Below are 13,708 nucleotides of genomic sequence, written 5' to 3'. Positions count from 1 at the left end.
CATCAAGTCGCGGCATGGTGCGGCGGCGATCTACCTTCACGAAATCCGATGACAACTTCCACGCCACGTCCAGGTCGCCTGGGCATTTCCTCCATGCGGCCGCATTGTTCCGACGCGGAATGGCAGGCCCGGGTGGACCTTGCGGCCTGTTATCGCCTGGTCGAGCTCTACGGCATGGCCGACATGATGGCCAACCATATCTCGGCCCGCGTGCCGGGCGAGGACAACGCCTTTCTCATCAATCCGTACGGCATGATGTACGAGGAGATCACGGCGTCCAGCCTGATCAAGGTCGACGTGGACGGCACCATCCTGTCCAAGCCCGATTTCGGCGAACTGGACTACGGCATCAACAAGGCCGGCTACGTGATCCACAGCGCCGTGCATGCCCACCGGCACGAGGTGGATTGCGTCATCCACACGCACAGCTGGGCCTCGATGGCGGTGTCCTCGCTGGAATGCGGCCTGCTGCCGCTGACGCAGACGGCGATGCGTTTCCTGAAGATCGGCTATCACGACTACCAGGGCGTGGTGCTGGGCGTGGAGGAACAGGCCTCCCTGCTCGCCGACCTGGGCCAGGGCGAGGCCCTGATCCTGCGCAACCACGGCGCGCTGACCGTAGGCCGCACCGTGGGCGAAGCCTTCAACTGGATGCATCGCCTGGAGCTGGCCTGCCGCTCGCAACTGGCGGCCATGGCGACGGGCGCCCGCCTGCAGGACGTGCCCCAGCCGGTCCTGGAGGCCACCTGGAACAACTACCAGCCCGGGACCCGCCGCCCGTATGGCGTCATGGAGTGGCCCGCGCTGCTGCGCAAGCTGGACCGGATCGATCCCGGCTTCCGCGACTGAATCCCCCCGATTTCGAACGCGCCAGCCGGCGTGGCGGCACGGCGCCCCATCACACGACAACAACCACGCGAGGAGACATCATGAATACTGCCCAAGCCTTGCTCGCTTGCGCGGCGCTGGCGGGCGCCTGTATCGCCCCGCCCGCCCGCGCCGCCGACTATCCCGACCGGCCGGTCAAGGTCATCGTGGCCTTCTCGCCCGGCGGCACTACGGACACGCTCACGCGCAGCGTCACGAACACGCTGACGCAGAAGCTGGGCCAGCCCTTCGTGGTGGAGAACAAGCCCGGCGCCGGCGGCAATATCGGCACCGAATACGTGGTGCGCGCCGCGCCCGACGGCCACACGCTGATCGTGAACTCCGTCGGTCCCATCGCCGTCAATCCTTCCCTGAACAAGCTGCCCTATGACCCACTGACCGATCTGGTTCCCATGGTGCAGATCGCCACGGTGCCGAACGTGCTGGTGGTTCCGCCGTCCTCGCCCGCCAAGGACATCCAGGGCTTTCTGAAATACGTCAAGACGGCGCGCAACCTGAACTACAGCTCCACGGGCGTGGGCACGTCCTCGCACCTGTCCAGCTACATGCTGATGGACGAGCTGAAGGTGAACGCCACGCACGTGCCCTACAAAGGCGCGGACGCGGTCAACGACCTGCTGGCCGGCCGCATCGATTTCATGTTTGCGACCATCCCGTCGGTGATCGGGCACATCCGGGCCGGCAAGCTGCGCGCGCTGGCGGTCAGCACCGCGCAGCGGTCCGCCACCCTGCCCGAACTGCCGACCATCGCCGAGTCCGGCTATCCGGGTTTCGACGCCGGTTCGTGGTTCGGCTTCTTCGCGCCCAAAGGCACGCCGCAACAGGTGGTGGACCTCGTCAACCGCGAGGTCAACGCCACCCTGCCCGCGCTGAACGCGCAGATGCTGCGCGAGGGCGCCGAGCCGGTCGGCGGCACGCCGGCCCAGTTCGCCTCCTTCATCAAGGGCGAGCACGACAAATGGGCGGTGCTGGTGAAGAAGTTCGACCCGCAGGCGCAGTGACCCTGGACCGCGCCTGGCGCGGCCTGGCGCGGCCTAGCTAAGCGCCGAGGCCTCCAGCGCCCACCCCAGCTCGTAGAGCCAGGCCGATGCGGGATCGGCATCGAAAGCGGCCGCAGCCCCTGCCCGCAGGGCCTGCGCAGCCGCCCGCGTGCTGGCCTCGACCACGAACATCGGCGTCAGCGCGCGGCCCTCGGTGGATTCGCGCGGCAGCGGGGTGCTGAGCGCCGCATCCGGCACCAGCAGGAAGGACCGCACGAAGCCGTCCACCGCCTGCAGTTCGGCCCCCGCGTTGCGCGCCCTGGCCAGCGGCGCGCCGGCGCAACTGGCCGGCAGGGGCAGCACCACGAGCTGGCTTCCGGTGCCCATGCCGGTCACGGCTTCCACCGCGCACACGCGGCGCATCGGATCCCGCATGCGGTCCAGGTTGGTCACGGACCATGCCGTCTGGCGTTCGAATGCGGCGCGGTAGGCAACCGTACCGAACGCCGCCAGCGACTGCGTGCGGTACAGGCCCAGATACTTGCGCCCGCCCTGCACCGACATGTAGCGCGCGCCCGACAGGAAGCCGGGGATGCGCACGCGTTCCTCGATGTGCTCGCGGTCGTACCAGCGGTTGAAGTCGGGCTCATCGGCGGGGTCCACGTCGGTCGCGACGAAAAGCATTCCATTGGTGGCGGACGGGAACACGGGATCGAATGTCATGGCGCAAGAATGGTCGGGATGGCGGAAGGCCCCATCTTCGGCCGCCGTCCTGCCGGCGACAAATCAATAATTCTTGGGCCAGCCAACAGAATTACTGAAAGCCGCCCCCGGGATAACACCGTTGCTAGTGCGCGGAGCCCACGTTCGGCACCACGACCGCCGCGGTGAACCGATCCGATGCGCGGCAGGCCAGTTCGGCCACCAGCCGGATTGCGTCCGAACCGCCGCTTTCCAGATAGCTCACAACCAATAGCTGCGGCGGCACGGGCAGGTCGCTGCGGACCACCTGGATCTCGCCGCGCGCGACATACTCGTAGATGGGCGGCAGCGGCACCAGCGCGTGGCCGAAGCCGCTGCGCACCAGCCGCGCCAGCGCCGAGATCGAGCTGACGAAGTGCACCTTGCCCTGCGGCATGCCGACTTCGCGGTACAGGGCCTTGAGCGCCTCGTGCGGCTGCGAACCCGGACTCATGGTGAGCACCGGCTCGCTGAGCAGCTCGTGCGTGGTCATGGCGTCCTCGCCGCCCGCCGGGCCGACCCAACCCATGTCCATCGGCAGGCACGGCATGCTGATGATGCCCGTGTCGTTCAGCACGTCGGTCTGGAACGCGATGTCCAGCGTGCCTTCGCGCAACCCGCGGTGCAGGGCGCGGGTGGTCTCTGACGTGAGCTGGACTTCGATGCCCGGATACGTGGACCGCAGATTGGTCAGAAAACCGATCAACCAGGTATGCACGACGGTTTCGATGGCGCCGATCCGCACCAGCCCCGCGACCTCGTCGCCGCGCTTGCCCAGCGACAGGATCTGCTGGCGGATCTCGAGCAGGCGCTCGCCGTAGTCCAGGAGGCGCGTGCCGACGGCGGTGAGCTTCAGTTCCTTGGCATCGCGCTCGAACAGGCGCGCGCCGATATCCTCTTCCAGCGATGCGATGCGGTTCGCCACGGCCGCCTGCGTGATGTGCAGGCGGTCGCTGGCCGCCCGGAAACTGCCCAGGCGGGCGGACCATAGAAAGGCTTCGACAAAGCGCGTGTTCATGGGCAGATGCTAACGCCATACGGGACGGGAAGGGACCGGGGGGACCGGCGCGGCGGCGGGATGGGCGGCGCGGCCCCCCGCCCTGTCCCCTTATCTGGTGCGCCATGCACCAAGATGGTTCACAAGGAGCACCAGCCTGAGGCCCTCCGAGCGCGTCCCCCGGGGAACCCCGCACTGCACAAAAGCTGGCACGGAGATTGCTTGATGACTGGTATGCAAGCTTGTCTACAAGCGCACCCCACTCAAGCCGACCAGGAGCCTCACATGATTCATCGCAACGCGCCCTTCGCCTTCAACGCCACCCGCCGCCGCCTGATCCAGGGCGCCGCCATGGGGGCCGCGACGCTCGCCGCCCCGGCGCTGGTGCGTGCGCAATCGGGCCCGGTCATCCGGATCGGCTTCTGGCCCGTCGCGGCCGGCCTGCCCTTTTACGCAGCCGTCGAAAAAGGCTATTTCAAGGAAGCCGGCCTGAACGTCGAGCCGCTCAAGTTCGCCGGTGCGCAGCAGGTCATGGAAGCCATGCTGGCCGGCCGCGCCGACGGCAGCGCCAACGGCACGGGCTCGGCCAACCTGGCCATCGGCGAAATCGCCTCGCCCGGCCTGTTCAAGATTTTTGCGTCCAACCCCAGCAACGTTAAGAACGTGCTGGATGAGTTCATCGTCGCGAAAGACAGTCCCATCAAATCCATCGCAGACCTCAAGGGGAAAAAGGTCGGTTCTGGTCCCGGCATCCAGAATTCCACGCTGGCCAAGGCAGTACTGGAGCGCGCCGGCGCAACCGGAGCAACCGTGGTCGAGTTGGCGATCAGCCAGCACGTGGCCGCGGTTGCCGCCGGCCAGTTGGATGCGTGCTACACGCTGGAACCCACGGGCACCGTCGGCCGCCTGAACGGCACGACCCGCGTGCTGGAGACCGGCGTCATCGCCAAGTACGTGCTGGGCGACCCCATGGCGCCGTGGTTCGGCGGCTCGGCGTCCCTCACCACCGCATTCCTGAAGAAGCACCCCGAGGAAAGCAAGAAATTCATCGCCGCCTATGCGCGCGGCATCGAACTGATCCGCACCAAGCCCGCCGAGGCCCGCCCCTTCCTGAAGGGCTACACCGCCATCGAAGGGCCGATGACCGAGGAAGTGCCGCTGGCCGCCTACACGCTGCATAACGAGTTCACGCCCAGCGACGTGCAGTACTTCCAGAAGTTCTTCGACCTCTTCACCGACAAGGGCGTCTTCGCGCAAAAGGTCGACGTCTCGACCATGCTTTACAAGGGCTGACCATGACCGTATCCACGGCAACGGGCGCCGCGCCCGCCTCCTCCCCGGCCTCCACGGCCGCCCCGCCGCAGGCGGGGATGTCCAAGCCGCCGCGCAAGTTCGACGCCTCGCGCCTGCTGCCGCTCGTCGGCCCGCTCGCGCTCTTCGTGGTGTGGGACCTGGTGGTCCGCCTGCAACTGGTCAGCCCCGTGCTGCTGCCCACCCCCAGCGCCACCATCGTGGCGCTGGTCAAGGGCATGGCCGGCGGCGCGCTGCTGGGCGACTTCCTGTCCTCGCTGAACCGCACCGTGCAGGCCTTCCTGATCGCCGGCATCATCGGCGTGCCGCTGGGCGTGCTGCTGGGCAGCAACGAAAAGGCCTACCGCAGCGTGGAGTTCCTGGTGGACTTCTTCCGGTCCACGCCCTCTTCCGCGCTGATCCCGCTGTTCCTGATGATCTTCGGCGTGACCGACATGAACAAGATCGCCATCGCCGCCTTCGCGGCCGTGCTGGTGATCCTGTTCAACAGCGCCTACGGCGTCATCAACGCCCGCAAGCAGCGCGTGATGGCGGCGCGCGTCATGGGCGCATCGCGCTGGCAGATCTTCAAGGACGTGCTGATCTGGGAAAGCCTGCAACCCACCTTCGTCGGCCTGCGCAGCGGCGTGTCGATGGCGCTGGTCATCGTGATCGTGGCCGAGATGTTCATCGGCTCGGACAGCGGCCTGGGCAATCGCATCATCAATTCGCAGCAGGTGCTGAACGTGCGCGAGATGTACGCCTCCATCCTGGCCGCAGGCGCGCTGGGCTATGTGCTCAACATTCTCTTTCTCGTGCTGGAAAAGCGCGTGGTTCATTGGAGCGGCCGATAAATGTCCACCGTCATCAATCCCGTCATCGCCCCCACGCCGGCCGCCGCGCCGTTCCAACCCGGCCCGCTGGGCACGCACATCACGATCCGCGGCCTGACCAAGTATTTCGCGGGCTGGCCGCTGTATGAAGACTTCAACCTGGACATCCCCAAGGGCAAGATCGTCTCGGTCTTCGGGCCCAACGGCTGCGGCAAGTCCACGCTGATCAACATGATCGCGGGCCTGATCCCCATCGATTCCGGCGAGATCCTGTTCGACGGCAAGTCGCTGGCGCAGACCAAGATCGGCTACGTGTTCCAGAACTACCGCGAAGCCATGTTCCCGTGGTTGCGCACCATCGACAACATCGCCTATCCCTTGCGCCTGGAAGGCCGCAGCAAGGCCGAGGTGGACGCCCGGGTCGAGGAACTGGTCGCCTCGTTCGACGTGAAGTTCGACCTCAAGCGCTATCCCTATGAACTGTCGGGCGGACAGCAGCAGACCGCATCCATCATGCGCGCGCTGGCCCCGGGACCCGAAGTGCTTTTCCTGGACGAGCCCTTTTCCGCCCTGGATTTCGAGATGACGCTGTTCATCCGCGAAAAGCTGCAGGAGGTCTTCATGCAGACCGGCACCACCATGCTGCTGGTCTCGCATGACCTGGAAGAAGCCGTGTACCTGGCCGACCAGGTGCTGCTGCTGACCAAGCGCCCCACGCGCGTCGCCGAGATCCTCGACTACACCGACGCGCGGCCGCGCACGGTCGACACGCTGTCCGAACCCAGCTTCATCCAGATGAAGAAACTGAGCCTGGAAATCTTCCAGCGCGAAGTGCGCAAGTAATCCAACGCCGCCCACGGGAGCATCCGCCATGACACAGGAAACCATCGACCAATACGTGCGCAGCGCGCTGGCGCTGTCGGGGTATGCCTTGCGCGATTCCGCCACCGAGCAGGTCGTGCAGCAGTTCTCGCGCATCCACGACATCGCGGCGTCCTTCGCGGACGAGCCGCTGCCGGTGGAACTCGAATCCGCTTCGGTGTTCCGTCCGTGAGCGGCCCCGCCCACGACATCGCCCGCCAGGTCCGCAGCGGCGAACGCAGCGCCACCGCGGTGCTGGACGCCACGCTGGCCCGCGTGCGCGAGCGCGACCCCCGCTACAACTGCTTCACCGCCATCACGGAAAGCCGCGCGCGGCAGGAGGCCTCGGCCATCGATGCGCGCCGGGCACGGGGCGAAACGCTGCCGCCGCTGGCGGGCGTTCCCTATGCGGTGAAAAACCTGTTCGACATCGCCGACGAGGTCACGCTGTCGGGCGGACGCGTCAATGCGTCCAACCCGCCGGCGCGCGGCGACGCGCGGCTGGTGGAGCGGATGCGCGACGCCGGCGCGGTGCTGATCGGCGCGCTCAACATGGATGAGCATGCCTACGGCTTCACCACCGAGAACACGCATTACGGCGCCTGCCGCAACCCGCACGACACGTCGCGCATCGCGGGCGGGTCGTCGGGCGGCAGCGCCGCCGCCGTGGCGGGCGGGCTCGTGCCGCTGACGCTGGGTTCGGACACGAACGGCTCGATCCGCGTGCCCGCCTCGCTGTGCGGCGTCTTCGGACTGAAGCCCACCTTTGGCCGCCTGCCGCGCACGGGCTCCTATCCGTTCGTGGGCAGCCTGGATCATCTGGGTCCGTTCGCGGCCAGCGCGAGCGACCTGGCCGCGGCCTACGACACGCTGCAGGGACCCGACCCGGCAGACGTCGCGTGCGCGCAGCATCCGCCCGAGCCTGCCTTGGCGGGCCTCGCCGAGGGCGTGGGCAACCTGCGCATCGCGGTGCTGGGCGGCTATTTTTCTGAATGGGCGAGCCCGCAGGCGCGCCGCGCCGTGGAGATTGCCGCGCGCGCCCTGGGCGCCGTCGACGTGGTCGAGATGCCCGCCGCGGCGCAGGCCCGCGCGGCCGCCTTCATCATCACCGCGGCCGAAGGCGGGGCCTTGCATCGCCGCCGGCTCGTCACGCACTACGACTACTACGAGCCGCACTCGCGCGACCGCCTGGTGGCGGGCAGCCTGGTGCCCGCGGCCTGGGTGCAGCAGGCGCAGCGCGTGCGCCACCGCGCCTACCTCGAGGCGCTGGCCCTCTTCGACCAGTACGACGTGCTCATCGCCCCCGCCACCCCCGTCAGCGCCACGCCGATCGGCGCGGACTGGCTGACCCTGGCGGGCAAGCAGTTGCCGGCCCGCGCCAGCATGGGCCTGCTGACGCAGCCCATTTCGGCCATTGGGTTGCCTGTCTGCACCGCGCCGACGTGGCCCGAACTGGACGAGGACGGCCACCTGCCGCTGGGGGTGCAACTGATTGCCGCGCCCTGGCGCGAGTCCGCCTGCCTGCGCGCCGCCTACGCGCTGGAACAGGCCGGCGCGGCGCGTGTCCGGCCGGTCTGATCCCCTCAACAGTTCCCATCGCAACGCCTGGAGGTCCAGACATGGAATCCGCTTTTGCCGCCATCGACATGCCGCGCACGCTGGCCGACTCCGCGTACAGTTCGCTCAAGCGCGACATTCTGGACTTCCGGCTGGCCCCGGGCGACCGCTTCACCGAAACCGAGATCGCGGACCGGCTGCAGGTCAGCCGCACGCCCGTGCGCGAAGCCCTGTTCCGCCTGGAGCGCGAGGGCTACCTGGAGGTGCGGCAACGCAACGGATGGCTGGTCAAGCCGCTGGATTTCGAGACGCTGGACCACTTCTATGAACTGCGCAGCGTGCTGGAATTGGCGGCGGTGCACGCGCTGTGCGCCCCCGATTCCTCGCCCGGTCCGCAGCACGCCCTGCGCTCGCTCGCGCAGACGTGGCTGGTGGACGAAAGCGAGCGGTCCAACGATTGCGAATGGCTGGCGGACCTGGACGAACGCTTTCATGTCGATCTGGTGGCGGCCGCGGGCAACCCCGAAATCGCCCGCGTGCACCGCGCCGCCACCGAGCGCATCCGCATCGTGCGCCGCCTGGACTTCACGCAGCCGGACCGCATCCCCACGACGTATGAAGAGCATGGCGCCATCCTGTCCGCGCTGCTGGCGCGCGACGCGGACGGCGCAGCCCGGCTGCTGCGGGCGCATATCCAGGATAGCCAGGATGCCGTGCGCAAGATCACGCTGCACCGGCTGTACGCCACGCGCCGCGCCAAGGCCGCATAGCGGCGGCCGCGTGCCGCGCGGGGCCGCCCGGCCCTAACCGGCGCGCAGCCAGCGCTGCAGCAGGCGAGAGATGACGGGGATGCAGACAAACACCATGATGGGCGTCAGAATCACGCTGGTGATCAGCACGCGCCAGAAAACCGGCAGGATGCTCAAGTGCTCGCTGACCAGCATCGAAAACACCAGCAGCACCGGAAAATAGGCCAGCCAGATGCTGACCGCCTGCTTCCAGCGCGGCGGCGTGCTGGCCTTGGGCGCGAACCAGCCTTCCGTGCCGCTCACGCGGTGTTCGCGGCTCGCGCGCACCAGGGTGGCTCCGCGTTCCAGCCACATGCGGCGCGGCAGCGAATTTTCCCAACGGTTCAGGCTGGCTTCGTCGGTAAAACGCAGCACGATCTGGTATTCGTCGCCGCCCTCGGGCGGCTGCAGCACGCCCGACCCCAGAAAACCGGGGAAGCCCGCCGCCAGGATTTCGCCCTGGCGCATCCAGGACAGGAAATCGCTGTAGCGCTCGGGCGCGATGTGCCGCGTCACCAGCATGGTGACCGGAACGGAAATGGCGGAACTGGACATGGCGGAACTCCTGGGGCAGCGTGCAGCGTGTTATGCATGGTTAACCCTAGCAAGCCGTGTGCCAGCTTTGCAGCGCAACATGTCCCTATGGAGAGTCATGCCGCGCCGGCGACGCGAAGGAAATTGCGCACCGCAACACACCCCATATTGGTGATTACCCCTACATGACGCACCAACCTGGTGCATTACGGAGATGAAAAGCGATGGACATCAATCTGCCCGACGTCGTGGCCGAAGTGACGGCGGCCCTTGAACGCTACGAAACCGCGCTGGTGTCGAATGACGTCCAGGAGCTGGACACCCTGTTCTGGAACAGCCCCCATACCCTGCGCTACGGCGCCGGCGAAAACCTGTACGGCTACGACGCGATCCGCGCCTTCCGGGCGCAACGTTCGCCGCAAGGCCTGGCCCGGCGCGTGCTGCGCACCGCCATCACGACCTATGGCCGCGACTTCGCCACGGCCAACCTGGAGTTCCAGCGGGACGGCAGCGAGCGCATCGGACGCCAGAGCCAGACCTGGATGCGCACCCCGCAAGGCTGGCGCGTGGTGGCCGCCCACGTCAGCCTGATGGCCTGAGGCTTGAGGCCTTGGCCCCGTAACCGGGATTGAGCGCCGGGTTATGCAGGTCTACACTGACTGTTCCTTTTTTCCCCTTTGGAGCACCCGTCCATGAGCACATACAAGATTGCAGTTTTCGTCGGAAGCCTGCGCGCCGCCTCGATCAACCTGCGTTTGGCACGTGCGCTGGAAAAGCTGGTTCCGGCCGACTTCAAGTTCGAGTATGTGAGTCTGGGCGACGTGCCGCTCTACAACCAGGACAACGAAAACAATCTGCCCGCCCCGGCGGCCAAGCTCAAGCAGCAGATCGCCGACGCGCAAGGCATCCTGTTCGTCTCGCCGGAGCACAACCGCTCCGTGCCCGCCGCCATCAAGAACGCCATCGACTGGGGTTCGCGTCCGTGGGGCCAGAACTCGTGGACCGGCAAGGCCGTGGGCATCCTGGGCGCGTCGCCCAGCGCCGCGGGCACCGCGATGATGCAGCAGCACCTGCGCAATATCCTGGCCGCCGAAGGCGCCAATGCGCTGACCACGCCGGAGGTCTTCCTGCAGTACGCCGAAGGCCTGGTCGACGACCAGTTCAACATCACCAACGAAGGCACCCGCAAGTTCCTGCAGGGCTGGGTGGACCGTTACGTCGACTGGATCAAGAAAATGCACGCCTGATCTGCCGCCGACGCCGGCCCGGCCCCAAAGCCAAGCCGGCGCGCATCGCCCGACCTACCTCCGGGCGATCAAGCCCCTCGATTCGTCGAGGGGCTTTTTTGTTGCACGATGACGCCTGGGCCGGGATGACGGTCGCGCCTTTGCCTGTGCTACGTATTCGCGGCAAACGCGGAAGGGGGCTGTCCGAATTGCTTGCTGAACGCCGTGGTGTAGGCGCTATGACTATCGTAGCCACTGGCCAGCGCCACCTGCGTGATCGGGATTCCCTGCATCAATGGCGTCAGCGACGACATGAGCCGCAGTTGCTGACGCCACTTCCCGAAGGTCATGCCGGTCGATTGCAGAAAGCGCCGGTGGAAAGTCTTGCCGCCCATTGCCAGCCTGCCGGCCCACTCGGCGGCGGTAGCCGCATCGCCCGGATTGTCCAACAGCGCCTGGCACACGTGCCGCACCAGGCTGTCCGCGCCGCTTGGCGGCCACGGCAGATGGAGCGGAAGAACCGGCGGAGCCCGCAATTCGTCGATCAAGAGCGCGCCGAGCAAACGCATGCGCCTGGAGGATGCGGCCTTGTTGTTGGCCTTGTCGTCAGCCTTGTCGTCGGCCCGGGCCAGCGCCATGATCAGCTCGCGCAGCAGACCGGACACATGCACGACGCAATCAGTCGCTGGCAGGCGGGCGCACACATCCTCGCGCACGAACAGGCCGTGTGCTTGCAGCGCCACGGGCGCCGTCAACTGGTGCGGCACGCCCGATCGAAGCCAGACGGCGGCCGTGGGCGGCACCAGCCACTGCCCGCTTTCGGCTTCCACGCGCAACAAGCCGCGATCCGCATAAATCAGATGGCCATACGGATGCTGATGCCGGGGCACGACGTGGCCCGCCGGGTAGCGCAGAGCCACACCGAACACCGGCAGGCCCCGGGATGCTCCCGCACTCAGATCGAGCGCATGGCCGCCATCTTCGGGAGAGGAAAAGCCCATGTCCGCGCGTTTTGTCCAAATAGGTAAAGAATTTGTCCATTTTTATGTAGATGGACTATTCCCGCAAGCCTAATATCCCAGGCAACGCAATCTGCTGGATCCATGTCGCTCATGTCCACCCTCGGTCTTTCGCAACGGCTACTACCGCTGACTCCCGGTCGGGGTCTGCGCGCGTCCGTTCGTGCCATGACCCATCCTGATTCCCCCTGACCCCGACCGTCGTCAGCTTGTTCCAAGCCAGGGGACTCGGGTGCCAACGATTCCCCTGGAGTGAGCTTCATGCTGACCGATCCTTCCCAGAAATACCGCCCCATTGCCCCGGTCGATCTTGCCGACCGCCAATGGCCGTCACGCACCTTGACGCAGGCCCCGGTCTGGCTGTCCACCGACTTGCGCGACGGCAATCAGGCGCTGTTCGAGCCGATGAACCGCGAGCGCAAGCTGCGCCTGTTCCACGAGCTGGTGCGCATTGGTTTCAAGGAAATCGAGGTCGGTTTTCCCGCGGCGTCGCGCACCGACTTCCAGATCGTGCGCCACCTCATCGACGCGGGACAGATCCCCGACGACGTCACCCCCATGGTCATGACGCAATTGCGCGATGACCTGATAACCGAAACCGTGCGCGCCGTGGCGGGTGCGCGGCGTGTGATCGTGCATTTCTATAACGCCATCGCGCCCGCCTGGCGCGACATCGTGTTCGGCATGAGCGTGCCGCAGATCATCGACATGGTGGAGCATCACATTGCGCGGTTCAGACGGCTGACGGCAGCGCACCCGGAAACCGAATGGGTGCTGCAATACTCGCCCGAGACGTTCTGCATGGCCGAGCTGGATGTGTCGTTGACCGTGTGCAATGCCGCCATTCAAGCCTGGGATGCCGGGCCGCAGCGGCCGATGATCATCAACCTGCCGACCACGGTGGAGGTGTCCACGCCCAACGTCTTCGCCGACCAGATCGAATGGATGGATCGGCGGCTGGCGCGGCGCGAGCACATCGTCCTGTCCGTGCATCCGCACAATGACCGAGGCACGGGCGTGGCATGCGCCGAACAGGCCATGCTGGCCGGTGCGCAACGTGTCGAAGGCTGCCTGTTCGGCAATGGTGAGCGCAGCGGCAACGTCGATGTGGTGACGCTGGCGTTGAACCTGTATACGCAGGGCATCGCGCCGGGGCTGGACTTCTCGGACATCGTGGCGGTTGCCCGCGTGGCCGAGGAATGCACCGCGTTGCCGATCCACCCGCGTCACCCGTATGTGGGCGATCTGGTCTTCACGGCTTTTTCCGGCTCGCACCAGGATGCCATCGCCAAGGGCTTTTCCGCGCAGCAGGCCGATGCGCCCTGGCGCGTGCCGTACCTGCCCATCGACCCGAAAGACCTGGGCCGCACCTACGACAGCATCGTGCGCGTCAATAGTCAGTCGGGCAAGGGAGGCATCGCCTTCTTGCTCAACCGCGACCACGGCATCGTCATGCCGCGCCGCATGCAGGTGGAGTTCAGCGCCATCGTCCAGGCGCTGGCCGACGCCAGCGAAACGGAGCTGGCCAGCGAGCAGATCTGGGCCGTGTTTGAGCGCACGTACCTTGCCCCGGTACGCGACCAGCCCGGCTTCATGTACCGCGGCCACCGCCTGTTCGAGCACGCGGACGGTCAAGGCATCGCGCTGGAACTGGCCGATGCCAACGGCAACGTAACGACCTTCGATGGGACAGGCAACGGCCCGATCGCCGCGACCGTGGCGGCAATCGGCCTGCCGCTGCGCATCGACAGCTATGAGGAACGCAGCTTGGGCGCAGGCTCCGATGCCGTGGCACTGGCCATTGTGGAGGCCGCCATGCCCGGCGTGCCCGGCTCGCGCTTTGGCGTAGGCCGACATGCAAACATCGCTTGCGCGTCGGTCCTGGCCGTGCTGAGTGCGGCGGCCCGCCTGTCTCTGGCTGTGTCATCACATTGATGTGTCCCGCGCCCGGATTGTGCCGTACAGTACCTGAGGGAAGACACACCCAAAAAGGA

Annotated in this window: 15 protein-coding genes; 11 read left to right on the top strand and 4 right to left on the bottom strand. The window is 66.7% G+C overall.

Annotated features, from left to right (window positions below):
* Positions 1-48: 48 nt before the first annotated feature.
* Both ACZ50Q_RS09230 and ACZ50Q_RS09225 read left to right on the top strand, forming a co-directional pair.
* A complete protein-coding gene (locus ACZ50Q_RS09230) occupies positions 49-849 on the top strand; it encodes a class II aldolase/adducin family protein (RefSeq protein WP_076520032.1) in 801 nt (266 codons plus the stop codon).
* Between the two features lie 80 nt (positions 850-929).
* Positions 930-1,889: a Bug family tripartite tricarboxylate transporter substrate binding protein gene (locus ACZ50Q_RS09225; RefSeq protein WP_076520031.1), complete on the top strand. Its 960-nt coding sequence runs from the start codon at positions 930-932 to the stop codon at positions 1,887-1,889.
* Between the two features lie 33 nt (positions 1,890-1,922).
* Here the strand turns inward: ACZ50Q_RS09225 and ACZ50Q_RS09220 are convergent, their stop codons facing one another.
* Positions 1,923-2,591 carry a hypothetical protein gene (locus ACZ50Q_RS09220; RefSeq protein ID WP_464081276.1) on the bottom strand — a complete coding sequence of 223 codons (669 nt, stop codon included), beginning with the start codon at positions 2,589-2,591 and terminating at the stop codon, positions 1,923-1,925.
* Between the two features lie 124 nt (positions 2,592-2,715).
* On the bottom strand, positions 2,716-3,627 hold the full coding sequence (locus ACZ50Q_RS09215) for a LysR family transcriptional regulator (RefSeq protein WP_464081275.1): 912 nt from the start codon (positions 3,625-3,627) through the stop codon (positions 2,716-2,718).
* 264 nt (positions 3,628-3,891) lie between these two features.
* Here ACZ50Q_RS09215 and ACZ50Q_RS09210 point away from each other — a divergent pair, with 264 nt between their 5' ends.
* The 6 genes from ACZ50Q_RS09210 to ACZ50Q_RS09185 are packed head-to-tail and all read left to right on the top strand — an operon-like array spanning position 3,892 to position 8,917.
* The gene (locus tag ACZ50Q_RS09210; RefSeq protein WP_092581998.1) at positions 3,892-4,899 is read left to right on the top strand and encodes an ABC transporter substrate-binding protein; all 1,008 of its coding nucleotides are present in this window, start codon (positions 3,892-3,894) and stop codon (positions 4,897-4,899) included.
* Between the two features lie 2 nt (positions 4,900-4,901).
* Positions 4,902-5,750 carry an ABC transporter permease gene (locus ACZ50Q_RS09205; RefSeq protein WP_092581999.1) on the top strand — a complete coding sequence of 283 codons (849 nt, stop codon included), beginning with the start codon at positions 4,902-4,904 and terminating at the stop codon, positions 5,748-5,750.
* Positions 5,751-6,572 (top strand): ABC transporter ATP-binding protein, encoded by an 822-nt coding sequence (locus ACZ50Q_RS09200; RefSeq protein ID WP_076520026.1) that lies wholly within the window; start codon positions 5,751-5,753, stop codon positions 6,570-6,572.
* A gap of 28 nt (positions 6,573-6,600) precedes the next feature.
* Complete coding sequence (locus ACZ50Q_RS09195; RefSeq protein ID WP_076520025.1) at positions 6,601-6,783, top strand: DUF4089 domain-containing protein; 183 nt, start codon at positions 6,601-6,603, stop codon at positions 6,781-6,783.
* Positions 6,780-8,168, top strand: a complete 1,389-nt coding sequence (locus tag ACZ50Q_RS09190; protein WP_464081274.1) for an AtzE family amidohydrolase — start codon at positions 6,780-6,782, stop codon at positions 8,166-8,168. Before ACZ50Q_RS09195 ends, ACZ50Q_RS09190 begins: the two co-directional genes overlap by 4 nt.
* A 41-nt stretch (positions 8,169-8,209) precedes the next feature.
* Positions 8,210-8,917 (top strand): GntR family transcriptional regulator, encoded by a 708-nt coding sequence (locus ACZ50Q_RS09185; protein ID WP_464081273.1) that lies wholly within the window; start codon positions 8,210-8,212, stop codon positions 8,915-8,917.
* A gap of 33 nt (positions 8,918-8,950) precedes the next feature.
* Here ACZ50Q_RS09185 and ACZ50Q_RS09180 read toward each other — a convergent pair whose 3' ends face one another.
* The gene (locus ACZ50Q_RS09180) at positions 8,951-9,490 is read right to left on the bottom strand and encodes an antibiotic biosynthesis monooxygenase (protein WP_092582001.1); all 540 of its coding nucleotides are present in this window, start codon (positions 9,488-9,490) and stop codon (positions 8,951-8,953) included.
* Positions 9,491-9,693: 203 nt separating this feature from the next.
* Between ACZ50Q_RS09180 and hpxZ the strand changes: the two genes are divergently transcribed.
* Together hpxZ and ACZ50Q_RS09170 are read left to right on the top strand one after the other, a co-directional pair.
* Positions 9,694-10,068 carry an oxalurate catabolism protein HpxZ gene (gene hpxZ, locus ACZ50Q_RS09175; RefSeq protein WP_092582002.1) on the top strand — a complete coding sequence of 125 codons (375 nt, stop codon included), beginning with the start codon at positions 9,694-9,696 and terminating at the stop codon, positions 10,066-10,068.
* Positions 10,069-10,161: 93 nt separating this feature from the next.
* On the top strand, positions 10,162-10,716 hold the full coding sequence (locus ACZ50Q_RS09170; RefSeq protein ID WP_076520020.1) for an NADPH-dependent FMN reductase: 555 nt from the start codon (positions 10,162-10,164) through the stop codon (positions 10,714-10,716).
* A 149-nt stretch (positions 10,717-10,865) separates the two neighbouring features.
* Here ACZ50Q_RS09170 and ACZ50Q_RS09165 read toward each other — a convergent pair whose 3' ends face one another.
* A complete protein-coding gene (locus ACZ50Q_RS09165; RefSeq protein ID WP_464081272.1) occupies positions 10,866-11,696 on the bottom strand; it encodes an AraC family transcriptional regulator in 831 nt (276 codons plus the stop codon).
* A gap of 279 nt (positions 11,697-11,975) precedes the next feature.
* Here ACZ50Q_RS09165 and ACZ50Q_RS09160 point away from each other — a divergent pair, with 279 nt between their 5' ends.
* Entirely contained in the window at positions 11,976-13,649 is a 1,674-nt protein-coding gene (locus tag ACZ50Q_RS09160; protein WP_464081271.1) for a 2-isopropylmalate synthase, read from the top strand.
* The last annotated feature ends 59 nt before the right edge of the window (positions 13,650-13,708 follow it).

It is taken from the genome of Achromobacter sp. T5-5 (genome assembly GCF_055397965.1).
Note: the sequence above shows the minus strand (reverse complement) of the source record. Positions and strands in the feature narration are given on the sequence as shown.

What these genes read in the sequence shown, in the direction of transcription:
- ACZ50Q_RS09165 (WP_464081272.1), bottom strand. Translation starts at nt 11,696, where the DNA reads ATGGGCTTTTCCTCTCCCGAAGATGGCGGCCATGCGCTCGATCTGAGT.
- ACZ50Q_RS09160 (WP_464081271.1), top strand. Translation starts at nt 11,976, where the DNA reads ATGCTGACCGATCCTTCCCAGAAATACCGCCCCATTGCCCCGGTCGAT.
- ACZ50Q_RS09230 (WP_076520032.1), top strand. Translation starts at nt 49, where the DNA reads ATGACAACTTCCACGCCACGTCCAGGTCGCCTGGGCATTTCCTCCATG.
- ACZ50Q_RS09170 (WP_076520020.1), top strand. Translation starts at nt 10,162, where the DNA reads ATGAGCACATACAAGATTGCAGTTTTCGTCGGAAGCCTGCGCGCCGCC.
- ACZ50Q_RS09225 (WP_076520031.1), top strand. Translation starts at nt 930, where the DNA reads ATGAATACTGCCCAAGCCTTGCTCGCTTGCGCGGCGCTGGCGGGCGCC.
- ACZ50Q_RS09200 (WP_076520026.1), top strand. Translation starts at nt 5,751, where the DNA reads ATGTCCACCGTCATCAATCCCGTCATCGCCCCCACGCCGGCCGCCGCG.
- ACZ50Q_RS09205 (WP_092581999.1), top strand. Translation starts at nt 4,902, where the DNA reads ATGACCGTATCCACGGCAACGGGCGCCGCGCCCGCCTCCTCCCCGGCC.
- ACZ50Q_RS09185 (WP_464081273.1), top strand. Translation starts at nt 8,210, where the DNA reads ATGGAATCCGCTTTTGCCGCCATCGACATGCCGCGCACGCTGGCCGAC.
- ACZ50Q_RS09220 (WP_464081276.1), bottom strand. Translation starts at nt 2,591, where the DNA reads ATGACATTCGATCCCGTGTTCCCGTCCGCCACCAATGGAATGCTTTTC.
- ACZ50Q_RS09180 (WP_092582001.1), bottom strand. Translation starts at nt 9,490, where the DNA reads ATGTCCAGTTCCGCCATTTCCGTTCCGGTCACCATGCTGGTGACGCGG.
- ACZ50Q_RS09210 (WP_092581998.1), top strand. Translation starts at nt 3,892, where the DNA reads ATGATTCATCGCAACGCGCCCTTCGCCTTCAACGCCACCCGCCGCCGC.
- hpxZ (WP_092582002.1), top strand. Translation starts at nt 9,694, where the DNA reads ATGGACATCAATCTGCCCGACGTCGTGGCCGAAGTGACGGCGGCCCTT.
- ACZ50Q_RS09195 (WP_076520025.1), top strand. Translation starts at nt 6,601, where the DNA reads ATGACACAGGAAACCATCGACCAATACGTGCGCAGCGCGCTGGCGCTG.
- ACZ50Q_RS09215 (WP_464081275.1), bottom strand. Translation starts at nt 3,627, where the DNA reads ATGAACACGCGCTTTGTCGAAGCCTTTCTATGGTCCGCCCGCCTGGGC.